This window comes from Pseudanabaena sp. UWO310 (assembly GCF_006861605.1).
Lineage (GTDB): Bacteria > Cyanobacteriota > Cyanobacteriia > Pseudanabaenales > Pseudanabaenaceae > Pseudanabaena.
Genome location: NZ_SELU01000001.1, coordinates 92,618 through 113,662 on the forward strand (window position 1 = coordinate 92,618; position 21,045 = coordinate 113,662).

26 protein-coding genes and 1 pseudogene are annotated in these 21,045 nt (G+C 42.9%); 9 read left to right on the plus strand and 18 right to left on the minus strand.

The window, feature by feature from the left end:
- The 6 genes from PseudUWO310_RS00355 (at position 1) to PseudUWO310_RS00375 (ending at position 3,362) form a co-directional block, all read left to right on the plus strand.
- The gene (locus PseudUWO310_RS00355; RefSeq protein WP_142598104.1) at positions 1-1,590 is read left to right on the plus strand and encodes a tetratricopeptide repeat protein; all 1,590 of its coding nucleotides are present in this window, start codon (positions 1-3) and stop codon (positions 1,588-1,590) included.
- 67 nt (positions 1,591-1,657) lie between these two features.
- Positions 1,658-1,900 (plus strand): hypothetical protein, encoded by a 243-nt coding sequence (locus PseudUWO310_RS00360; RefSeq protein ID WP_142598106.1) that lies wholly within the window; start codon positions 1,658-1,660, stop codon positions 1,898-1,900.
- A 90-nt stretch (positions 1,901-1,990) separates the two neighbouring features.
- Entirely contained in the window at positions 1,991-2,263 is a 273-nt protein-coding gene (locus tag PseudUWO310_RS00365; protein ID WP_126389420.1) for a hypothetical protein, read from the plus strand.
- Complete coding sequence (locus PseudUWO310_RS00370; protein WP_142598108.1) at positions 2,263-2,676, plus strand: type II toxin-antitoxin system VapC family toxin; 414 nt, start codon at positions 2,263-2,265, stop codon at positions 2,674-2,676. The genes PseudUWO310_RS00365 and PseudUWO310_RS00370 overlap by 1 nt, the downstream gene beginning before the upstream one ends.
- Positions 2,677-2,685: 9 nt before the next feature.
- A complete protein-coding gene (locus PseudUWO310_RS22640; protein ID WP_190315853.1) occupies positions 2,686-2,847 on the plus strand; it encodes a hypothetical protein in 162 nt (53 codons plus the stop codon).
- A gap of 281 nt (positions 2,848-3,128) precedes the next feature.
- On the plus strand, positions 3,129-3,362 hold the full coding sequence (locus tag PseudUWO310_RS00375; protein ID WP_142598110.1) for a hypothetical protein: 234 nt from the start codon (positions 3,129-3,131) through the stop codon (positions 3,360-3,362).
- On the opposite strand, the gene clpX is transcribed toward PseudUWO310_RS00375, so the two are convergent.
- The 4 genes from clpX to PseudUWO310_RS00395 form a co-directional block, all read right to left on the minus strand.
- Entirely contained in the window at positions 3,354-4,691 is a 1,338-nt protein-coding gene (gene clpX, locus PseudUWO310_RS00380) for an ATP-dependent protease ATP-binding subunit ClpX (RefSeq protein WP_009627249.1), read from the minus strand. The genes PseudUWO310_RS00375 and clpX overlap by 9 nt on opposite strands.
- 31 nt (positions 4,692-4,722) lie before the next feature.
- The gene (gene clpP / locus PseudUWO310_RS00385) at positions 4,723-5,394 is read right to left on the minus strand and encodes an ATP-dependent Clp endopeptidase proteolytic subunit ClpP (protein WP_142598112.1); all 672 of its coding nucleotides are present in this window, start codon (positions 5,392-5,394) and stop codon (positions 4,723-4,725) included.
- A gap of 207 nt (positions 5,395-5,601) precedes the next feature.
- Positions 5,602-7,011: a trigger factor gene (gene tig, locus PseudUWO310_RS00390; RefSeq protein ID WP_142598114.1), complete on the minus strand. Its 1,410-nt coding sequence runs from the start codon at positions 7,009-7,011 to the stop codon at positions 5,602-5,604.
- A gap of 253 nt (positions 7,012-7,264) precedes the next feature.
- Positions 7,265-7,663 (minus strand): FHA domain-containing protein, encoded by a 399-nt coding sequence (locus PseudUWO310_RS00395; protein ID WP_009627246.1) that lies wholly within the window; start codon positions 7,661-7,663, stop codon positions 7,265-7,267.
- Between the two features lie 216 nt (positions 7,664-7,879).
- Between PseudUWO310_RS00395 and PseudUWO310_RS00400 the strand changes: the two genes are divergently transcribed.
- Positions 7,880-8,998 (plus strand): NAD(P)/FAD-dependent oxidoreductase, encoded by a 1,119-nt coding sequence (locus PseudUWO310_RS00400; RefSeq protein WP_142598116.1) that lies wholly within the window; start codon positions 7,880-7,882, stop codon positions 8,996-8,998.
- A gap of 6 nt (positions 8,999-9,004) precedes the next feature.
- Here PseudUWO310_RS00400 and PseudUWO310_RS00405 read toward each other — a convergent pair whose 3' ends face one another.
- From PseudUWO310_RS00405 to sds, 14 genes and pseudogenes are all read right to left on the minus strand, one after another.
- Positions 9,005-9,382: a transcriptional regulator gene (locus tag PseudUWO310_RS00405; RefSeq protein WP_142598118.1), complete on the minus strand. Its 378-nt coding sequence runs from the start codon at positions 9,380-9,382 to the stop codon at positions 9,005-9,007.
- A 134-nt stretch (positions 9,383-9,516) separates the two neighbouring features.
- Positions 9,517-11,043 (minus strand): C-3',4' desaturase CrtD, encoded by a 1,527-nt coding sequence (gene crtD, locus PseudUWO310_RS00415; RefSeq protein WP_142598120.1) that lies wholly within the window; start codon positions 11,041-11,043, stop codon positions 9,517-9,519.
- 33 nt (positions 11,044-11,076) lie between these two features.
- Positions 11,077-11,352, minus strand: a pseudogene (locus tag PseudUWO310_RS00420) (type II toxin-antitoxin system HicB family antitoxin).
- Between the two features lie 23 nt (positions 11,353-11,375).
- Entirely contained in the window at positions 11,376-11,504 is a 129-nt protein-coding gene (locus PseudUWO310_RS23475) for a hypothetical protein (RefSeq protein WP_263363359.1), read from the minus strand.
- Positions 11,505-11,562: 58 nt separating this feature from the next.
- Positions 11,563-11,727, minus strand: coding sequence for a DUF5615 family PIN-like protein (locus PseudUWO310_RS22650; protein ID WP_190315855.1), 165 nt, complete (start codon positions 11,725-11,727; stop codon positions 11,563-11,565).
- A gap of 2 nt (positions 11,728-11,729) precedes the next feature.
- Positions 11,730-11,981, minus strand: a complete 252-nt coding sequence (locus tag PseudUWO310_RS00430; RefSeq protein WP_142598122.1) for a DUF433 domain-containing protein — start codon at positions 11,979-11,981, stop codon at positions 11,730-11,732.
- A gap of 52 nt (positions 11,982-12,033) precedes the next feature.
- On the minus strand, positions 12,034-12,258 hold the full coding sequence (locus tag PseudUWO310_RS00435; protein ID WP_142598124.1) for a YgiT-type zinc finger protein: 225 nt from the start codon (positions 12,256-12,258) through the stop codon (positions 12,034-12,036).
- A gap of 2 nt (positions 12,259-12,260) precedes the next feature.
- Entirely contained in the window at positions 12,261-12,485 is a 225-nt protein-coding gene (locus PseudUWO310_RS00440; protein ID WP_055073957.1) for a type II toxin-antitoxin system HicB family antitoxin, read from the minus strand.
- Positions 12,485-12,691 carry a type II toxin-antitoxin system HicA family toxin gene (locus PseudUWO310_RS00445; RefSeq protein WP_142598127.1) on the minus strand — a complete coding sequence of 69 codons (207 nt, stop codon included), beginning with the start codon at positions 12,689-12,691 and terminating at the stop codon, positions 12,485-12,487. Before PseudUWO310_RS00445 ends, PseudUWO310_RS00440 begins: the two co-directional genes overlap by 1 nt.
- Positions 12,692-12,764: 73 nt before the next feature.
- Positions 12,765-13,145 (minus strand): endonuclease domain-containing protein, encoded by a 381-nt coding sequence (locus PseudUWO310_RS00450; protein ID WP_142598128.1) that lies wholly within the window; start codon positions 13,143-13,145, stop codon positions 12,765-12,767.
- On the minus strand, positions 13,142-13,627 hold the full coding sequence (locus tag PseudUWO310_RS00455; protein WP_142598129.1) for a hypothetical protein: 486 nt from the start codon (positions 13,625-13,627) through the stop codon (positions 13,142-13,144). Before PseudUWO310_RS00455 ends, PseudUWO310_RS00450 begins: the two co-directional genes overlap by 4 nt.
- Positions 13,628-13,637: 10 nt before the next feature.
- A complete protein-coding gene (locus PseudUWO310_RS00460; RefSeq protein ID WP_142598131.1) occupies positions 13,638-15,506 on the minus strand; it encodes a serine/threonine protein kinase in 1,869 nt (622 codons plus the stop codon).
- 67 nt (positions 15,507-15,573) lie between these two features.
- Positions 15,574-16,275: a Uma2 family endonuclease gene (locus PseudUWO310_RS00465; RefSeq protein WP_142598133.1), complete on the minus strand. Its 702-nt coding sequence runs from the start codon at positions 16,273-16,275 to the stop codon at positions 15,574-15,576.
- 58 nt (positions 16,276-16,333) lie between these two features.
- Positions 16,334-17,317 (minus strand): solanesyl diphosphate synthase, encoded by a 984-nt coding sequence (gene sds / locus PseudUWO310_RS00470; protein WP_055076544.1) that lies wholly within the window; start codon positions 17,315-17,317, stop codon positions 16,334-16,336.
- 312 nt (positions 17,318-17,629) lie between these two features.
- Between sds and PseudUWO310_RS00475 the strand changes: the two genes are divergently transcribed.
- Positions 17,630-18,370: a response regulator transcription factor gene (locus tag PseudUWO310_RS00475; protein WP_055076548.1), complete on the plus strand. Its 741-nt coding sequence runs from the start codon at positions 17,630-17,632 to the stop codon at positions 18,368-18,370.
- Between the two features lie 395 nt (positions 18,371-18,765).
- Complete coding sequence (locus tag PseudUWO310_RS00480; protein ID WP_142598135.1) at positions 18,766-21,018, plus strand: beta strand repeat-containing protein; 2,253 nt, start codon at positions 18,766-18,768, stop codon at positions 21,016-21,018.
- Positions 21,019-21,045 lie beyond the last annotated feature (27 nt).

Genomic DNA, 21,045 nt, shown 5'->3' on the forward strand with positions numbered 1-21,045 from the left:
ATGTCAGGTGTAGCCCAAAGAGTTGATGAAAGTGTTGAAAGTACTCCTGAAGATGAGTACAAATCACTGTTGCGCTCTTTGCGTCGTCGGAAGGGTTTTGGATTGGCTTTTGTGCGTTGTTCTCCTGCGGGTGGTGTGGAACTGATCAAAAAAGTACGTGATGATTTGCCTCAAAAACAAGTTGGAGTTTTAGAACTTCAAGCACCTATTGATAATTTAATTGAGCGCGTAGAAAGTTTTCCTAATCAAGAAAATCTCAATATTTTATTTGTAGTTGGTTTAGAAAAATCTCTAGAGGAATATATTCGTTCGGGTTATGGTGGAGAAGGAGATTATTACAATCTAGATGAGATTCCACCGATTCTAAATCATCTCAATTGGCAACGGGAAAACTTTAGAGATAAATTTCGTCATATCTGCTTTGTCTTTCTATTGCCCCAATTTGCAATCAAATACATTATCCGCCGCGCTCCAGATTTTTATGATTGGGCATCAGGAAAGTTTGATATTCCCACCCAGTCTGCAACTCTAAACGCTGAGTTGTCAAAAATCATAAATGATACTGATTTTACGGAATACTTAGCATGGAATCCCCAACAAAGAAAAATAAGAATAATTGAAATTAACGAGCTGTTATCAGAGCCTTGTCAAACAGCCGATAATCAGCAAGCGTTGCTCTTTGAACAAGGCAATATTTTTTTTGCTGGGCAACAGTATGACAATGCGATAGATTCATATGATAGAGTACTGGCTATCAAACCTGACGACCACGAAGCATGGTATAACCGAGGTAGTGCACTAAGTAATTTAGGAAGAGAAGAAGAAGCGATTGCCTCTTATGACAAAGCACTGGCTATCAAACCTGACGACCACGAAGCATGGCATAATCGAGGTAGTGCACTAGGTAATTTAGGAAGAGAAGAAGAAGCGATTACCTCTTATGACGAAGCGCTAAAGCTAAAGCCTGATTTACATGAAGCATGGTATAATCGAGGTATTGCACTAATGAGATTAGGAAGAAATGAGGAAGCAATCGTCTCCTATGATAAATCCCTATATCTCAATCCTAACTTACATGAAGCGTGGTACTACCGAGGTATTGTATTAAATGATTTAGGAAAAAGGGAAGAAGCAATCGCTTCCTATGATAAATCTCTAGCCATCACTCCTAAAGTCTACGAAGTATGGTTTATTCGAGGCTTAGCTCTAGAAGATTTAGGAAGGAAAAAAGAAGCTCTCGAATCCTATGATAAAGCTCTAGCTATTCAAGAAGATGATCCCAAAGTATGGCTCGTTAGAGGCTATATCTTAGAGGAATTAGGCAGAAGCAAAGAATCTCTCATTTCCTATCAGCAAGCTGCAAACATAACGATCATTCCTGACGACCACGAATCATTTAACAATCGAGGCATAGCGCTAAGAAAGTTAGGAAGATATAAAGAAGCGCTTGAGTCGTTCGACAAAGCTCTAGCTACCAATCCCGACTTCGATACAGCACTTATAAATCGTTCAATAGTGCTGCGAAAGATTTTATTGCAGAACTTTATTCAAGATGCTAAAAAATTTATTAGTAGATTATTTGCTAGATAAGCGATCTAGTTGACAACACCCTCCACTATCTAAACTTTCAAGCCTTGATACAATAGGAGAAAAACCCATGACTACCCCACTCAAACAAGCCCTTACCGCCGCTTCTGCACTACCACAGACAGAACAAGATAAAATAGCAGAACTAATCTTTCGAGAAATTGAAAGACTGCAAAAGGATGAAACTCCCAAGAAACCTTTTATGCTCAAACCAGTAACTAAAGGTAGTGGCTACATAGATACATCCATTAACCACGATGCAGTATTAGCCGAATTTATTTACACCAATAAAGTTTCTCAACAGTCACGATAGGAGATAAACCAATGAGCATAGTTTTAGAACGATAGGAAGTGATTCACGATTTCAAACCTTCAAACCTTGATGCAATAAGAGAAAAACACCATGCCACAACTACTCAACCAAGCCCTTGAAGTCATTTCTCAACTCTCAGAAACCGACCAAGAACATATCGCCGCCCTAATCTTGCAAGAAGTAGAAACCCTTCGCAAACAGCAAGAACTAGAAAAACAAGCAGGTTATGCCCAAGCCCAAGCATTCCTACAACGCATCGCCAAAATCCGCGAAAGCATACCAAAAGAAGAATGGCAAAAACTCCCATCTGACGCTTCTAAAAACGTTGATCATTACTTATATGGATCACCCAAAGAAGACTAATGCGGCAAATATTTGTTGACACAAGCTATTGGATTGCAATTCTTAACCCTACTGATTCACTCCATGATTTTGCTAACAATCTCACGCTAACACTATTCCCATCCAAGCTAGTTACAAGCGAACTCATACTCAATGAATTGCTCAATCATTACTCAGGCAGTGGATCGCGATTTCGTGAAATCACATTTAATTTAATTTGCCAAATTCAAGAAGACGAAAATATGGAAGTCATTCCTATAACGAGTCAACTTTTCACAAGCGCCTTTCAACTCTACGCCCAACGTCAAGACAAAGCATGGAGTCATACCGACTGCTCATCATTTTGCATTATGGAAGAACTAGGGATTACGGAAGCTCTAACCTATGACAAACATTTTGAACAAGCAGGTTTTGTTGCTTTGTTAAGAAGTTAGGAGAAAACCATGATTACAACTACAGAAATCTTCCAAACCATTCCCAAACTGCCTCAAAAAGACTGCTTCCAAATAGCAGAAATACTTTTACAAAGACTGCTCACTCAAACAAAACCCACCCCGCGCCCAAATCAACCAACAGCTAAAAATTGCTGCCTCACTTGCCGTTGACGACTACACCAACGATCCAGAACTAACAGCCCTAACTGCCCTTGATGGCGAGGACTTTTACGAATATGAATAGAGAAGAAATCTGGTTAGTTCAACAGAAAAATTAAAATTATGGTTCAACTTTTCCGAATTTCTGAAGAAACAAGCCTTGAAAAACTAGAACAAGACTTTCTCTTACAACGTAATGACGATCGCAACTTCTTTTTATAGCTACCGCCAGTTTTGTTAGGACAAAATCAAAACCCCAAAGAGAGTTGCCGCGCGGAGCGCGGCAACTCTCTTTGGGGTTTTATGTCCTGATACAGTATTTACCAAATCTGACAGAAAGCGATCGCAAAGACTTGCAACGAATCACCGAACTTTATGACCGCATTAATCAGCGATCGGTTGTTTCAGAAAACATCATCAAAATGGCGATTTTGTCTCCATTGCTGGATCTTGCAGGATTTTATAGCTCCATGTTCTTAAACCAAAAGGACTCGCTAAGCGAGTCCTTTTTGTATGTCCTAGGCTGATTCAGGTTTAGGCATAGAGGCAGGATGCTGCAAAATCTCGGCTGTGGATAGTTTTTCTACCATATCGCGAGTAATTAAACATTTAGTCACATCCTTGCGGGATGGCAGCTCATACATCATGTCTAACATCAACTGCTCGACAATACCCCGTAAAGCTCTCGCCCCTGTTTTACGCCGATAGGCTTCTTTAGCGATCGCCTGTACCGCATCAGTTTGGAACTCAAGCTGGACGTTATCCATTTTCAAGAGCTTTTGATACTGCTTAATCAAGGCACTTCGAGGCTCGGTTAAGATTGCCATCAAAGCCTTTTCGTCAAGGGGATCAACCACCGCCGTTACAGGTACACGACCGATAAATTCTGGAATCATGCCAAACTTAACCAGATCGTCGGGCTGTACATTCTTCAGAATTTCAGCAGTGCGCTTTTCACGGGGCATAGCTTCACCCTGCTGCACAAAGCCCATCGACTTTTTACCAATACGTTGCTCGATCGACTTTTCTAACCCACCAAAAGCCCCACCACAGATAAACAAGATGTTTTTAGTATCGATCTGGATACAGTCTTGGTAGGGATGTTTGCGCCCACCTTGAGGCGGCACATTCGCGATCGTCCCTTCCAGCATCTTCAGTAAGGCTTGCTGTACCCCTTCTCCCGATACATCACGGGTAATCGAGGTGTTTTCTCCCTTACGGGCGATTTTATCAATTTCATCGATATATATAATGCCCCGCTGCGCCTCTTCAACATCCAGATCGGCGACCTGCAATAGCCTCAGTAAAATATTCTCTACATCTTCGCCAACGTAGCCAGCCTCAGTCAGTGTGGTCGCATCGGCAACCGCAAAAGGCACATCCAGCATCTCAGCCAAGGTTTGCGCTAGAAGGGTCTTGCCGCAACCCGTGGGACCAATCAGCAGAATATTAGACTTCTGAAGTTCAATTCCATCTTCATTCTGACCTTTTGCTGAAGACTCGATAAAGCTCAAACGCTTGTAATGGTTGTAAACCGCTACAGACAAAACCTTTTTAGCTTCGTCTTGACCGACTACATTTTCATCCAGATAGCGCTTGATATCGCGGGGCTTGGGGATCTGACTGAGATTAAGATTTGCCGCAGTTTTAGGTTTTCGCTTTTCACTGGCAGGATCTTTTCGTTGGGCAGCTTGGGGAGGAGCGCTATTAAACAACTCCTCATCGAGGATTTCGTTACATAAATCCACACACTCATCGCAAATGTATACCCCTGGTCCAGCAATTAACTTGCGTACCTGCTCCTGCGACTTACCGCAGAAGGAACATTTAAGATGAGAGTCATATTTACTGGGCATAAGCTATCTCAATGTGAGGTTGTCGCAATGGCTAGACTAAGGATAGGGCGGAGGGCTGGAAGCCTTTGGAATTAGTTAAAACTTGATCGATTAAACCATATTGTTGAGCTTCAACGGGTGACATAAAGAAATCGCGTTCGGTGTCCTGCTCGATCTGCTCGATGGGCTTACCCGTACTAGCAGCTAGCATCTCGTTCAGCGATCGCTTAATGTACAAGATTTCTCGCGCTTGGATTTCGATATCAACGGCTTGACCTTGAGCGCCACCGAGGGGCTGGTGAATCATGATCCGCGCATTGGGCAACGACATCCGTTTACCCTTAGCACCAGAGGCGAGGAGAAACGCCCCCATACTCGCGGCTAACCCCATACAAATAGTACAAACGTCAGGACGAACGTGATTCATCGTATCGAGGATCGCCATGCCTGCATAGACAGATCCGCCAGGAGAGTTGATATATAGATAAATGTCTTTGTCTGGGTCTTCAGCTTCTAAAAATAAAAGCTGCGACATGATCAGATTTGCGGTGGTGTCATCTACTTGCGAACCTAAGAACACGATGCGTTCGCGCAGTAGACGCGAAAAAATATCAAATGCTCTTTCGCCTTTACCTGATTGCTCGACTACCATCGGCACAACCTGATTTTGGGTCGAAGCGATCGCAAATTGGTTTGATGTTAATTGACTAGATAAAGGGTACATTCGTTTTGAATTCACCATAAAGTTAACGAAATATCCTAGGCAAAACCCGAGCAGTAAAGCTTGAGTTTAAAGATACCTACTTGAGAGCTATTATGCCTCAAAAATTGTATTGGTATCCAGCCACACTAATTCTAAGCCAAAAATTTTCATGACTAATTAAATCAAATTAAACAAGAGAGGGGTGCTTAGCACCCCTCTCTTGTTTAATTAGGCTTCTTCAGATGATGCATCAACGGTTACGACATCTGCATCAGCCTCTGGTGAGATACTTTCGAGGACTTCAGGTTCTGGCTTGAGCGACCCTTGCTCGACCAACTCAATTTCAGAATGCTCGATTAGCCAGGCCAAGGCGCGTTCGCTCAAGATCTCCTCTTGGATTAAATCAGCTAATCGAGAAACATCGATATTAGGATCCTTAATGGCTGCAAGGGTATTAGCGACTCTTTCCTTGAGTTCGGCTTCATCAACAGTAATATTTTCCTGTCTGACGATTTCATCTAGGGCAACTTTACGTCTGAGACGATTAACTGCCTCTGGTTGATTGAGGCGACGCATCTCCTCAACGAGTTCCTTGGTAAATAGCTGCTTTGCCATGGCAGGATCGATGCGTTCTTGCAAGTAACTGGCTTGTTGTCTTACCAAAAAGTCGAGTTCTTGTTGCAATAGGGTTACAGGCAGATCGACCTCCAGCTCGGCGGTAAGTGCTTCAAGCACTGCCCGTTCCTTGTTTGCTTGAGTCTTTGCCTCAGCATCGTCTACTACCCGCTTTTCGAGCAGTTCGCGTAGTTCGGCGATCGTTTGCTTGTCGCTAATCGATTGAGCAAATTCGTCATCGAGGGCAGGAAGTTCGCGACCCTTGATCGATTTGATCGAGACTACATACTTAATTTCCTTACCGACATATTCTTCAGGATAATATTCTTCAGGAAAAACCGACTCAACCTCGATGACATCATCGATCGCTGCACCGATGATCGCTCGAACAACTTCAGGAATAAATGCTTTTTCGTCCACATCTAACTGAAAATCTTCTTCACCTGCATCGGGCAATTCTTCGCCTGTGGCGCGGTCTAGAACCTTAAGATCGACGGTGACCACATCATTGAGCTGAATAGCCCGATCTTCGACGGGAACAAGGGTAGACTTGCGAACTTGGAATTCGTTTAAGGTGCGATCAACTTCAGTGAGGTCAGGTTTAATTTCTTCTGCTTTTACGGTGAAGCCTTGATATTTCGCAAGCTTTACATCGGGTTCGACATCGATCGCCGCCTTAAAGGATAACTCTTGTCCTGGAGTGAAGGTTTGAACGAGGGTCTCGATATCCGTAATAAGTTGGAAGCCGCCCAGAGCCTTATCTTTTACTTCTTTATTTTCCGCAAGAGCTTCATTTAGGGTTTTTTCCAGTAGCTCTTCAAGGACATTAGCTTTAAGTCTTTGACTGCCAACCTGTCTCAATACCAGTTGAGTAGGAGCTTTACCTTTGCGAAAACCGGGGACTTGCATCGTACGTGTCAAATCTTTGACGATGCGATCGTATATTGCTTGAGACTTTGCCCCTTCTACTTGAATGTCAAAACCAATTTGACTAGCGGGAAGCTTCTCTAGAGTGACCTTCATTATTTAAATATGCCTAGATTAAGTATGCCTAGATTGAATATATCTAGAAATCAAAAAACGTTGTTTGGGCTTTTGCCAACTTTTGGCAAAACTGTCAACTTGTGCCAAATTATGCCAAGTCTATGATAATACGATATTGGCGATCGCATATTTCAAAAAACTATACATTGGGTGAGAGCAAATTTTGCCCTCACCCATAATAAATCCCCCTTTACTCTTTCGCCTTTATTCTTTCGCCTTTATTCTTTCGCCTTTACTTTTTCGACATAAAGGTAGGACGACCATCGGCGGGCTTATTGGGCGACAACGGCTTAGTAGCGGCATCGCGTGGTGAAGGTGTCATCGCTTCTGCGCCATCTAGCAAAATTTGCAACTTGGGGCCAGTAGTCGCAAGGCGAATCGTAATACCGTCCTGCACTCGCTCTGTTTCGATCTGTTGATCATTAATATATGTGCCGTTTGCGCCAATATTAACGATCTCCCAATGCAGTGAATGACGACGGAGCTCCACATGGTAGCGAGAGACAACTGAGCTATAAAGGATCACGTCATTATCCCCCGATCGCCCAATTCTAATGACAGGCTCAGATTTAAATTTCCATGTTTGGATCGGGATAGCTTCGATAGGATGCAGTAGGTTCAGCGTAATCACAGGGTTAATGCATTAATTTTGCAGGACTAAGGGATTTTCTACCGCAAATGCTACAGGATTTGCATTTATTTCAAAAGTTTAGCATTGACTTTAAGCATGATTACGATCTAACTATAAAGACCGTAAAGATCGAATCTTACCCACCTAGAGTGGGTAAGCAAAATTTACTTTTTTCAGCAAATTTAATCGAAGCGTTTAACCTTAAGCGAAATATTCATGAAAAGCGTCACTATCATTGGTTGCGGGGTGATTGGGGCAATGCTTGCCTATGAGCTAAGTAAGGACAAAAATCAGGACAAAAACAAGGGCAAAAATAATGATGAATTTAGGATAACAGTGCTTGAAGCCAATGCTCGACCTGCAATGGTATCGACAAGTTCGGCTTTGGGCGTACTCATGGCAGCTTCTAGCTCCAGAGCAAGGGGAGTTTTGGTAAAGTTACGTTTGGCAAGCTTGAGTAAATACGATCGCTTGATTGCCGAGCTGACCGACCAAACCCAGTGCGATATTCTCTACAACCGCAAGGGGATTTTAAATCTATACCGATCGCCTGATGCTGAGAGCAAATCGCGATCGCTGTCTGAAATTCGCGCAAGACAGGGATTTGCGCTGCAATGGCTAGATCGCGAGGAAGTTTCCGCTGATTTTCCACTATGGAAAACCGATGGCGGCTTATTAAGTCCCTGCGATCGCGCCGTGCATCCTACCCAATTGGTTAAGGCTCTAGTTACAGCGGCTACCCAAAATGGGGTGAATTTCCTTTGGAATACATCAGTGAATAATTTAGAGGAAATATCCAGCGATCGCATTGTCGTGACCTCAGGTTTGGGCGCTAATGCCCTACTTGCCCCTTTTTTACAAAATCACCCTAAATATGTGGGGCAGGATCTCATGCAACCTGTTGGCGGTCAAGCCCTGCTATTGCATATCCCCAACCTAAATCTCCAAAATGTCGTTCATATTGAAAATGAGGATGGCTCGGATCTCAATATTGTGCCTTTAGGCGGCGATCGCTATTGGCTCGGTGCAACCCTAGAGTTTGAACCCAAGCAAATCCCCTGCGAAGCGAACGTATCGTTATTGCTAGAACAAGCGATCGCTTGGTGTCCCACCTTTGCCGATGCGGAAGTTTTAGAAACATGGGCAGGCGATCGACCCAGACCGCTTGCTAATCAATCGCCCATTTTAGGTTTTGTCCCCGATCATCCACATATGCTCGTTGCGACAGGTCACTATCGCAATGGCGTATTGATGGCTCCCATAACGGCTCAAATTACCAAAGATTTGCTGTTAACTGGCACAAGCGATCTACCTTGGCGACCCTTTACCCTCTAAGTACACTTAAGCCGCTATTTCTAATTCTTCTAAATCTTGATCAGGATCTTCCAACTGAACTTCAGCAGCATCAACTGTCACCGTCAGTTTTAACCCTAGCCCCTTGAGCCAATCAGCTAAACTGTGAATTGCTTCAGTACCTTGTTTTTGTAAGATTGCTTCTAGAGATTGAGTACTAGCTCCTGTTTGATCTAGCGCTTTAGATACGTCGTTAAGTGCTAGGGACAGTAGCTCAGGTTCAGGCTCTTCAGCTTCGATGATGGCAGTAAGATAGCAAGCTGATTCAATAGGATCTTGCAGAGAGTTAATCAGAGCATCCAAATAGCTGTCACTTACTAAGGTGTTAACTGGCGCATTATTTGTCTGGGCTTGTACGCTGTTCATAGTCTCTCCAATAGTTTTTAGCTTTGCGAATATCTCGATTTTGAGTGCTTTTGTCACCGCATTTCTCTTGGTTGTGCTGACATCAACTTAACTTCGATTTGTGTAGTTGCTTCGTGATGTAACGATTAACGATATTAAATCAATTTGCGTGACGATTGCTCTATCTGCCTGACTACGGTTAGTGCTGAATAACTCACCCCTGCGGTTCCTTCTCCTGGATGGGTAGAGTCACCAACTAGCCAAATATTTTTGAGCGGGGTGCGATTAGCGAAACCAAAGGGACCAAAGGTAGAAACGCGCATTCCTACGCCGCCAACGATACCGCGATCGCGTCCTGTATATCGCTCAAAGGTTTGCGGTGTCGCCGCCTCAACATGAATGATCGTCTCTTCGTTGAGATGGAAATAGTTACTTAACTGCGCGATCGCTCGTTCTGTGAATCTCTTCTTAAGTTCCTGATAATCTTCGCCGCCATACCAAACTGCTGCATCGGTAAACTCAGAAGCAATTATCGTCGCTTTTCCATCGGGAGCGCGACCATCTCCTTCCTTGCTAACGGAAACAAATAGCGAATGGGGTCTATGAATTTGGGAATCCTCATAGGCTTCCAAAAATTGCAAATGCGGCGGACAACCTTCAGGAATCGCAGCCCGATCCACTCCCAAATAAACCACAAACGCAACAGAAGCAGGCTTGAGATTAGCAACCCGTTTCGCATAGCCCTTGGGCGCAGCATCTCCCAAAAGCTGCACAAAATTATTCACCGTCACATTCGCCACGATGTGATCGGCGCTATCTTCAAAAATCCCTTGCGATCGCAGATTTTTTACTTTTATCTTTTTCCTTTTACCTTGATCCGCGATCGCGCTAACTTGATGTTGCATCAAGACCTTTCCTCCATCACGCTCAATGCTCTCAATCAAGCGATCGCTTAAGACTTGCATACTTCCCTTAAGATGAAACAGCCCTAACGGAGTTTGGGAAACTGCTAAAGCGGTCGCAGCATAAAGTAAAGCCGTCTCTTCCGCATTCACCTGTGAATAGAGCTTCAATTGTAAATCGAGAAAGGTGCGTAATCTTTTGTCACTGGCTAAGCCAAAACCTTGCAGAGCGTCGCCCACGGTCGAGAAGGTATAGGGAACCGTCGCCAAAGTATCAATTCGTAAAGCTTTAACTAATTGCCATGCATCCCAAATATTACGTGGCGGCAAAATCGGATCGCGTGACTGAAAGCGCCAACTGCGCCAAAATAAATCTTCTAAGAAATTCCAAAATGCTTCGCTATTGGGAAATTGCCTTTGTCGTTCGAGTTTCCACTTTTGGCGATCGCGCCAGACATTAATCGGTTCATTCTCATTGGGCAAAAACACGGCACAGGCAGGATCGCAATCGGTCGCTTCGGGAAGTTCTATTTCTAATTCTTTAAAAATGCGATCGTGAATCCCGCCAGATTCCAATCCCGCTACCTGTGTCGCGCCCACATCAAAGGTAAAGCCTCGTCGCTTAAATGTGGAGGCACAGCCACCCGCAACGATCGCCAAGTCATAAACAACGACTTCATAGCTACGCTTTGCCAACAAAGCCGCCGCCGTTAAGCCGCCGATTCCCGCCCCAATCACGATAATTTTTTGTTTTATTTTTTGTTTAGATTTACTCAACACTGGCTATGACCGATTAACAATAATTAATAATTCTTAATCTAGTCTAAGCGATCGTCCTGACATGAGACAGATCTCAATCTGTGCAGCTTGTAAAACTGGAATTGCTTGAAAATTTTGGCGCTTGGGCAATGGTTCACCTTTTTCTATGGCAGTTTCTACTAGCAGTTCGATGACTTCTTGAGCATTTTGGACTGCCTCTAAGTAAGTATCGCCATGGGTGCAAGGCTGCATCACATTTGTAAATTCAGGCAAAAAGACAACAAAACAGTTATCTTCATCAGATCATTGAATGAGAATTGTGTATCGCATCGATTGATGATTCTTCATTAATTTTAGCTTCTACGAATCCGAATTTTTTGCTTTGATGCAATCACAACGGCTCCAGCTTCTAAATCTTGCCCCCAACTAGACAATACATCTTGAAATAGAGCCATTCTTTCTGAACGAGGTAAATTTTCCAATCTTAAAACTCCACAATGTTGCCTTCCTTGTAGCCAAATCATTTGCTCAAAATCGGAATCAATCCGTCGTAATGATAATGCGCTTTTCTCTTACCGCCCAATTCAAAATCTCACTATCACTCATTTTGCAATCAACATCACGCACACAAGCAACATCATGACCAGAATCTAGCAATAAATTCAGTAAAGCACCACTTGCATTCATATCAAGTAAAAATCTCATGACTATGATGCAACCGACCTTTCAAAAATCTCCTCATTAGCGACTAGGCGATAAGCATAGAGTAATGCTGCATAAATATCAGCTATTTCTAAATCTGGATAATCTTCCAAAATTTCTTGCATTGCTGCTCCCTTAGACAAAAGCTCTAAAATCATCGCCACGGAAATTCTCATACCGCGAATTATCGGCTTACCACCCAAAATATTGCGATCGAAGGTAATTCTTGATAACAGTGATTCATTAGTAACTGACATAAATCTCTCCTCTATTTTTTTAGCTATAAGAAATTACATCTAAAGAAATTGTTTACGCAGCTTCTTTGTCAGGTGTGTAAAACTCAACATTTCTACGATCTAATTCTGAAATGGCTGATTGGATGATATCAACCTCATGTTCAGCAAAATATACTTCACCGCACTGATCGCAAACCAAGGCAGGAATTGCATCCCAATGTAAATAATAGCCATTTTTCTGAATGCTAAACGGTGCAGTCTTTTTCTCCATGTGACCTTTACAGTAAATACATTCCATTTCTATGCTGCTTGCAAAAGTTGCAAAGAATTTTTCGGCTGCGGCAGAGATTTTCCCTCTTCACGGTAAATCTCAAGATAGCTATTAATTACCTCCTGTCCATGTTTAGCAGCTTCTTCGTAAGTATCGCCATGCGTATGAAATTGCTGAAATGGGAAGTCTGGGAGATGAACAAGATAGCAACTATCTTCTTCTGACCAGATAATTATCATGCTGTAGTGTGGCATTACTTTAAATCCTCTAATTTTTTCAATCTTTGTTTAACTTCTTTTTCTAAATAGAGTTTGGCATCATCACCATCTTTACCTGCGATCGTCAGTGGTAATTCTGGCAGTAGTTTATGTATCCAGACTGTATGACTACCTTTGGCAGGACGATAGGTAAACCCTGCCTTCAGCAACATACTTTTTAGTTCTCGAATCTTTTTTGGCATAGGGATTTACTGAGGTGTTGACAAGATAAATTTTATATTCTAAAGATTCCAAATTACCTCTTCTCCCCCCTTCTCAAGGGGGGCTGGGGGGGATCATCCTCTCTATCTCCTCACACACATTCTCAAAATCCTCTAAGACCTGTCGATTAGTAAGCCGAATCACCTTAATCCCATAGCCTTCTAATCGTTGTGTTCTTTCTTGATCATAAGCTTTTCCCTCATCGCTATAGTGACTCTCGCCGTCAGCTTCAATCACTAGTTTGAGGCTAGGACAGTAGAAATCAACGATGAAATGGTCAATTGGTCTTTGTCGGAGAACTCTAAATCGGAAGTTTTTTAAATATCGATGCCAAAGTTTTCTTTCTGCGGGTGTCATATTTTGACGCAGTTCTTTAGCTCTGGTGGTGAGGTCAGGGTTATAGGGAAGATGGTGTTCGCTGATTTTAAGTGTCATTGATCCCCCCAGCCCCCCCTTGTAAAGGGGGGAGAATTAATTTCTTTTTCTTCTAAGTCGGGAGAATTAGATTTTTTCTCTTCTTCCCCCTTTGCAAGGGGGATTGAGGGGGATCTAAACCTTGAAACGTAGTCAGGTGGTTTTGTGTGTACTTTGTGGTTTGGGAAATGGGGCTTGTGATTTAGGATATGATCCCCCCCAGCCCCCCTTGTGAAGGGGGGAGAAGAGGTGGTTGCTGATTCTCTAATTTGTTGAAGAATGTCTTCCATAATTAGAGAATTAAATTCTTTCTCTTCTTCCCCCTTTGCAAGGGGGATTGAGGGGGATCTAAACTTTGAAACGTAGTCAGGGAGTTCTATGTGTACTCTGTGGTTTGGGAAATGGGGGGTGTGGTTTAGGATATGATCCCCCCCAGCCCCCCTTGTGAAGGGGGGAGAAGAAGTGGTTGCTGATTCTCTAATTTTTTGAAGAATATCTTCCATAATTTTAGACTCATGGCTTAATCAAGTGTTCTTCTTTGCGGCGATAGGCGGAGATTTTACGCTGACGCTCAATGGATGGATAGAATAAAAGATAGCCTAACCAACTAGCACTAGCTATAGTGCCTCCATAGATAAATAGACTATTTGAGCTTAGCCAAGCACGAACTACTATAAGTTTTGAACTAAATACCCTTTGCCCATAGCTCGTCCACCAATTTATGTCTAAACTTGTTAGCCAGTCTGTGCCTATCCAGAGAGAATAAATACATCCTATAAAAAAGCCCAGTGTTAATCCTGATAGAAGAGTAAATCGGCTTTTCCGATCTTGATTAACGAAATTTAAGAGACATACAATCATTAAAAGCAGAAGTCTGAACAACCCACGACTATTCAATACACCACTCCATTCGACAGTAGCAAATATAATTAAAAATGCAACCCCAGCAAAATACCCAGTTCTTAGTGCAGCTTTACTTCCTAGTGCAATTGCCCCGATCATTGTAGCTAAAATTATCATAAATATGAGGATAATGAGACCCAAACCATATTCATGTAAAACATTAGCAGAAGAATTACCATAAAATAACACTGAAGTTGCGAATAACATACTACCAACAGCAATCTGTCCACTGAGTGCAACAACTATCAAGAGTTGAGCCATAAATTTAATAGAAAACTTCTCATGGTCAATTGGTAATGTAGCCGTTTCAATCGCAATTTTGAAACTGTAATTTCTCCGAGCAGTATTGAGATAGATATTTATCTTCCTTTGTCCTTTCCCTTGGGCAATCAACTTACTAGTATCCACAACAATCTCACAATCAACATGATTACCTTCAAACTTTTTCTGATTAAATGAAATCCAAGAATGATTATCGGGACTATGTGGCGGATCATTTGGATGAGGATCAACTTCCCAATGACCTTCTAGAATAGTTTCAGGAATAGAATTAATCAGAGTAATTGTCTGAGTGAGCTTTTCACCTAAATTTGTCGCCTTAAATTCCAAAATTGTCTTACTCGGATCGAACTCCACACCATCTCTAAAAAACTTGACTTCAGGCACACGCACCACATACAGAGGCTTCAACGCATCCAATGCAGTCTTAGCCTCAGCAAAACGCTTACTCGGATCGGGCTCAACCATTTGATCTAGCCACTTCACAAAGGTTAAACTGCATCCTTTCAACTTCGGATCGATTTTACTGCGATCTAGCTGATTGCTGAAATCGATGTAATTGCCGATATCTGTCGAACGAATTGCCCCAATCAAGCAGATTAATGTCAAACCCAAACCATAGAGATCGGAAGCATTGGTTAGCTTGAGATTGCGGATTTGTTCGGGAGCCATGAAGCCAAACGTCCCTGCATTAGCGCTACTCATCGCCACACTACCACTACCCACCCGCGCAAAACCAAAATCAATCAGGTAAACATTGAGATTATTATCTACAAGAATATTCTCAGGCTTAACGTCACGGTGAATGACGGATGGCATTCGCTCTTGCAGATAAACCAAAATTTCTAAAAGCTGCACCGCAATCTGCTTGATTTGATCGGGCATAAAACTTCGCGCCGCCGCCAAAGTATCCGCAGGGAAATATTCCGTAACTAAGCAATAGCCGTTATCCGTTTCAAATTTGTCTAAATATTTGGGAATACCGCGATGATTTAAACCCTGCAAGCTTTGGATCTCACGCTCGATCGCTCTAAATCCATCCCACCCCGAACCCGTCGCAAACTGAAATTGCTTGATGGCAACGTCAACATTATCCGCAAGACGTTTAGCAAGGTATGTAAACCTGCCCCCCTCCAAGTTATGCCCCAACTCTTTGATAACTTGATAACCATGCACCGCAAAATCAGGAAATGCACTCATATTTCTAGGTAAAAACTAGATTTTTATTATGTTTCCTATTTTCGCAGTATTTTTATGATTTGAAAATCTAGTTTTTACTTTTTTGTAATTGAGTTAACAGCCATGAAGTAACCTGACCATGATCGCTTTCTCTTGATAATCTTAAAGCTTCTTCTAAAAGAGAAATTTCTAAACCTGTAATTACTTGCGATCGCGTAATTCGATAACTACCTTTAGCATCATCAAAATCCGTAATTGTAAAGGCTAAAATCTCTACATTTTTAACATCAATTACCCAATATTCCTTCACGCCCAAATCTTCATACATCAAGCGTTTTTTACCAATATCATCCGCCCAAGAAATATTCGCGATCTCGATCGCCAAATCAGGAGCAGGATAAACATCCAAATCAACCACACCCGTACCCCAAGGAATTAACTGAGCGCGATCGCCAACATAATAAGAAATATCGGGCTGGACTTCCTTACTGCCAACTTTTCGGTAAGAGCAATTATCTTTGCTATTTAAAGCTAATCCATTAACGGCAACAAATAAGCCAATAGCCATAACTATTAGTGCATGATCGGCTGAATGGTCTGAACCAGTAGACATAGGTTCGACTCTTGATTCTCCATTGAAGTAATAAAACTTGTATTTTTGATATTTCGGATCGTCAGCAACTTGAATGAATTCTTCCCAAGAGATTTTGACCCAAGTATTTAGGTTCTGCTCAATTATGTTTTCAGTTGATTGATCGGCAGCTTTATCGATACTTAATACCGCAACCATATCTATACCTCATTGGCAAAATATTAAGGAGGATGACGCTTTCGGTCATCCCCATATCTTAATACAATCGATCTAAAACGTAGTTTGTTAAACCTATCAGAGATTGCTTAGGCGCAGAGGATGGGAGCCACTCGATCGCAGTAAATGCAGACTTAACATGACTCTTCGCGAGTTCACGCGATCGCGAAATTCCCTCACTGTTATGAACCAGTTCCAGAGCCTTTTCTAAATCTCCCACTTCGCTAAACTCACGCTCGATCAATCCACGCAACTGAGGATGCTCTTCGAGAGCAAATAAAACGGGTGCAGTTAAATTACCTTGCTTCAGATCGGAGCCCGCAGGTTTACCTAAAGTCTCGGTGGAACTGGTGAAATCAAGAATGTCATCGACAACCTGAAACGCGATCCCAAAATGCTTACCAAAATTAAATAACTGCTCAGCCTGTACCTGACTGACACCACTGAGAACACCCGCAGCCTTGGCGCTACCTGCCATTAACGAGGCAGTTTTATAAAAACTCTTTTCCAGATAATCCTCCAAAGTCAGATCACTATCAAAGGCCGTGAGACTCTGGCGAATTTCACCCTCAGCAAAATCGGTAATGACTTTCGACAAAAGCTTAACAACTTCAAGATGATCTAAGTTAGCTAAATACCAAGAGGCTTGGGCAAACAGGAAATCACCCGCAAGTACGGCAATGCGATTACCAAAACTATTATTCACCGTGGGCATCCCACGCCGTAGGTCAGCCGAATCGATCACATCGTCATGCACCAGACTGGCTGTATGGATCATTTCCGTGATCTCCGCAAGACGACGATGGCGTGAGGTGATATCGCGATCGCTCATCGTCGCCCGTGACACTAGCAAGACCAGCGCGGGGCGCATACTCTTGCCCTTAGCTTCAAACAAATGTTCGGCAGCAGCATACAAAATTGGATGTCTTGCCCCTACCAACTGCTTCAAATTATCCGTGAGAGTATGCAAGTCATCTTTGACTGGTGCAAAAAGTTCGGTGACAGAAGTAGTTGGAAGGCTCATGCGAATAAACCAGTTTTATATCAATTTTTACATATCTTCATATATTGTATGAGAATGTTGTAAGAGTTGAAGACAGACTTAACTAGTTTTATCGATCAATAATTGATCAATATGGTATAGAAAGCTTTAAATAGCTGATACGCTGTACCTACTACTCCTTTAGCCAGAAATTTTTTAGCGATCGCCATTAAGACCAACTATGACTGGTAGTACGACTGATAGCACATCACCCCATCCCCGACTTGTTATGTATCCCTGTGATATATTTTAAAAAAACGTAATCAAATCGTATAGATGGAACTTTGACTAATGATGCCTAGGCTACTCTTGATTGATGATGATCCGATAATATCTGAAATGGTCACGCTAAACCTTGAACATGCTGGATATCAAGTCAGTCAAGCAAGTGATGGAATCAAAGGACAAGCCCTTGCCATTCAGTTGATGCCAGACATGATCATCCTTGATTTAATGCTACCTAGGGTAGATGGATTTACAGTTTGTCAAAGATTGCGTCGTGACGAAAGGACTAAAGAAATTCCCGTAATGATGCTCACAGCCATGGGACAAACCCAAGATAAAGTCGAAGGTTTTAACGCTGGAGCCGATGATTATTTAACTAAGCCCTTTGAACTCGAAGAAATGCTAGCGCGAGTGCGGGCTTTACTAAGGCGCACAAATCGAATTATTGATACGGCTAAGCATGGTGAAATTTTAATCTTTGGTTCCTTAACACTCGTACCTGAGCGCTTTGAAGCCATTTGGTTTAATCAAACCGTCAAATTAACCCATCTAGAATTTGAGCTCCTGCATTGTCTCTTGCAACGTCACGGTCAGACCGTATCGCCTAGCGAAATCCTCAAGGAAGTTTGGGGCTATGAACCTGATGACGATATCGAAACCATCCGTGTCCATATTCGGCATCTCCGTACCAAACTCGAACCCGATCCGCGCCATCCTAAATATATTAAAACCGTATATGGTGCGGGATATTGCCTAGAGCTACCCCATGATAACGATAGCAGTCCAGACGATGGCGCGATCGCTGAGTAATAGCAAGTTAAGAAATGGCGTAGCCATTTCTTAACTTGAAAAACCTTGTGGCTAGGCGTAATTAAATCAAAACCCCAAAGAAGAGTGGCGGCGCTTTGCGCCGCCACTCTTCTTTGGGGTTTTGATTTTTCCTAGATATCTCCTACGTTGCTACAGTACTTTCCAGAAAATTTTGCAAATTTCATATAGTCGAGTATTCGGCAACACAGGGGTGTTGAGACCTTAACCTTCAAAATAAGTTGGATGTAGATTCTTGTTAGAAAAATGGGTTATTAGGGACTATGCAGAAAAGAGCGTCATCTTGGGGATTCAAATCTTGTTGTTTATCATCATTAACATCATTAATATGTATAAACGGAATAATATGTATAAATGGAATAGTTGTCTCAGAAGTGGTGAGTCAGACTAATCCCTTTCCACTTGATGCTCAACTTCGTTATAACGGCAGTGGCGCAGGTCTAGACGGTAATACTAGCGTTGAGTTACGCATTCCTCTCAATCAAACTCCAGAAAACTTTTTATATCTCAATCCTCAAGTTCGGCTCTTTAACAATGGGCGCATGGGTTCTAACCTTGCCGTTGGTTATCGATCGCTAAATGACATTGGCAAATATATACTAGGTGGCTATCTAGCCTACGACAATCGCGATACGGGAGCGCAGTTTTTTCATCAAATTTCCGCAGGTTTAGAGTTTTTTGCAGAATCTTGGGATATGCGACTCAATGCCTATCTTCCAGTGGGCAAGACTAATACCCAATTGAGCGAAACGATTCTCAACAGTGGAACTTTTCAGGGCACTCAGTTTTTGATCGATCGCGAGCGTCGTTTTGATGCCGCCATGGGTGGTGTGGAGTTAGAAGCTGGCACAATAGTCAACACAGGCGATGCTGGCTACCTACGCCCCTATCTCGGAACCTATTATTACACCGCTACCAATAGCATCGGAGCCTTAGGTATTAAGGGGGGCTTAGCGTACTATGGCGATCTCGTTAATGCGGGTTTATCGATTCAGAACGATCGCATTTTTGGCACCAGCATTCTTTTCAATATTGGCATAAATCTTTCCAACCGTTCGGAAAGAAAAGTCACTCCGCCGACCTTGCTAGACCGCATGAATGAACCGCTTTCGCGGAATGGCTCCATCCTAGTCGAGAATCAAACCGTTCGCGATGGACTTGTCGCCATCAATCCCGTAACAGGTCAGCCTTACAGTTTCTTTGTAGTCGCCGATAGTACTACAGGTTTAAGTGGCACGCCGAATGTTGTGTCTTTTGCTAATTTTTCGACAGCCCTTGCCAATGCGGGGGCATCTAGTGGCAATGGCATTGTTTATACCTATACCCCCAATGGCTCTACAGCGCCAACTTTCAGCGGATTTACAATTCCTGATGGCACAAAAGTTATATCTAGTGCGCCCAGTGTCATCCCCATTGCCTATCAGCTTGGTGCAGGCGGTACTACTTTCTCCAATCTGCCAGTTACGTCAAACACTGGTGTCTATCCCATAGTCAATGGAACAGTTACTCTAGCATCTGGCTCCAATCAAGCCCTGATCGGCTATCGCATCAATAAAAATGTTGGTACTACGGGTGCAAATCCCGCAGTTGTCGGTAATAACAATGTTAATTCCACGATCGCCTATAACAACGTCACGATTACGGCTCCCGCCACTACTCCTATAGGTAGTTCGGGTCGAGGCATTGTCTTGGTAAGCGCGAGTGGTAATACAAACGTCACGGGAAATCAAGTCAGCAATGCGATCGCCGAGGGCATTCGTCTCGATAACGTCAGTGGCAATGCCGTAATTTCTGGCAATACCGTAGTTAATACAATTCAGCCCAGCACCCAAACTAACGTAGAGGCAAGTATTCTCGTACGCAACAATACAGGCAATATCAATCTGACGATTGCGAATAATACTGTGGGTAGCAATACCGCTACAGCAGGCGTAAATGAAATAGATGGTATTGAGTTTAGTCTTTGCCGAGTTTACAGTGATTTGGGAGCCTGTAGTACCACGGCTACTGCCACGGTCAATATTACTGGCAATGCCATTAAGAATATTACTGGCGCTACAGATGGAGCCGATGGCATTGATATTAATCTTGGCAATCGTGCTAATGCCACATTAACAATTAGCAGCAACACGATCGATAACGTTATTAACAAAGGCATTAGCTTTGGGGCAGTTGACGGCTCAATTGGAACAACGACGATCGCGAACAACAATATTAGCAATGTCGGTGGTGCGGCAATTCAGGTGCGGGTAGGAGAAACGAACAGTGGCGGTGAGTCATCTATTCGGGCGGCGGTGTTAAACAATAAAGTTACCAACACCAACACCCAAGCTGGTGTAGATGATGCATCAATGATTATGAGATCCCAGAACGCGGCCACTCTCTGTGTCAGGTTTGAGGGAAATACCTTAAACAATCCCACTTCTACTCTAGATTATCTATTCCGCCGACAAAGTACTTCAGCATCAGGATTGCAACTGGCCGGATTGACCACAGCGATCGCCACAGGAAATCCCAGCCCAGCCTTGGTAACCGAACTCACAGCCAGAGGCAATACAGGCACAGCTAGTAAATATAGAGTCCAAAATAATTCTGTACAAATTCCCACTGCGGCTTGCACATTTCCTTAAGCCCCCGCAAGAGCCCCCACTATCTAC

Bases quoted from the DNA above. Each gene is read 5' to 3' on its own strand.
- PseudUWO310_RS00355 (WP_142598104.1), top strand. From the start codon at position 1: ATGTCAGGTGTAGCCCAAAGAGTTGATGAAAGTGTTGAAAGTACTCCT.
- PseudUWO310_RS00360 (WP_142598106.1), top strand. From the start codon at position 1,658: ATGACTACCCCACTCAAACAAGCCCTTACCGCCGCTTCTGCACTACCA.
- PseudUWO310_RS00365 (WP_126389420.1), top strand. From the start codon at position 1,991: ATGCCACAACTACTCAACCAAGCCCTTGAAGTCATTTCTCAACTCTCA.
- PseudUWO310_RS00370 (WP_142598108.1), top strand. From the start codon at position 2,263: ATGCGGCAAATATTTGTTGACACAAGCTATTGGATTGCAATTCTTAAC.
- PseudUWO310_RS22640 (WP_190315853.1), top strand. From the start codon at position 2,686: ATGATTACAACTACAGAAATCTTCCAAACCATTCCCAAACTGCCTCAA.
- clpX (WP_009627249.1), bottom strand. From the start codon at position 4,691: ATGCCCAGTAAATATGACTCTCATCTTAAATGTTCCTTCTGCGGTAAG.
- clpP (WP_142598112.1), bottom strand. From the start codon at position 5,394: ATGTACCCTTTATCTAGTCAATTAACATCAAACCAATTTGCGATCGCT.
- tig (WP_142598114.1), bottom strand. From the start codon at position 7,011: ATGAAGGTCACTCTAGAGAAGCTTCCCGCTAGTCAAATTGGTTTTGAC.
- PseudUWO310_RS00400 (WP_142598116.1), top strand. From the start codon at position 7,880: ATGAAAAGCGTCACTATCATTGGTTGCGGGGTGATTGGGGCAATGCTT.
- PseudUWO310_RS00405 (WP_142598118.1), bottom strand. From the start codon at position 9,382: ATGAACAGCGTACAAGCCCAGACAAATAATGCGCCAGTTAACACCTTA.
- PseudUWO310_RS22650 (WP_190315855.1), bottom strand. From the start codon at position 11,727: ATGAGATTTTTACTTGATATGAATGCAAGTGGTGCTTTACTGAATTTA.
- PseudUWO310_RS00430 (WP_142598122.1), bottom strand. From the start codon at position 11,981: ATGTCAGTTACTAATGAATCACTGTTATCAAGAATTACCTTCGATCGC.
- PseudUWO310_RS00435 (WP_142598124.1), bottom strand. From the start codon at position 12,258: ATGGAATGTATTTACTGTAAAGGTCACATGGAGAAAAAGACTGCACCG.
- PseudUWO310_RS00440 (WP_055073957.1), bottom strand. From the start codon at position 12,485: ATGCCACACTACAGCATGATAATTATCTGGTCAGAAGAAGATAGTTGC.
- PseudUWO310_RS00445 (WP_142598127.1), bottom strand. From the start codon at position 12,691: ATGCCAAAAAAGATTCGAGAACTAAAAAGTATGTTGCTGAAGGCAGGG.
- PseudUWO310_RS00450 (WP_142598128.1), bottom strand. From the start codon at position 13,145: ATGACACTTAAAATCAGCGAACACCATCTTCCCTATAACCCTGACCTC.
- PseudUWO310_RS00455 (WP_142598129.1), bottom strand. From the start codon at position 13,627: ATGGAAGATATTCTTCAAAAAATTAGAGAATCAGCAACCACTTCTTCT.
- PseudUWO310_RS00460 (WP_142598131.1), bottom strand. From the start codon at position 15,506: ATGAGTGCATTTCCTGATTTTGCGGTGCATGGTTATCAAGTTATCAAA.
- PseudUWO310_RS00465 (WP_142598133.1), bottom strand. From the start codon at position 16,275: ATGGTTGCGGTATTAAGTATCGATAAAGCTGCCGATCAATCAACTGAA.
- sds (WP_055076544.1), bottom strand. From the start codon at position 17,317: ATGAGCCTTCCAACTACTTCTGTCACCGAACTTTTTGCACCAGTCAAA.
- PseudUWO310_RS00475 (WP_055076548.1), top strand. From the start codon at position 17,630: ATGCCTAGGCTACTCTTGATTGATGATGATCCGATAATATCTGAAATG.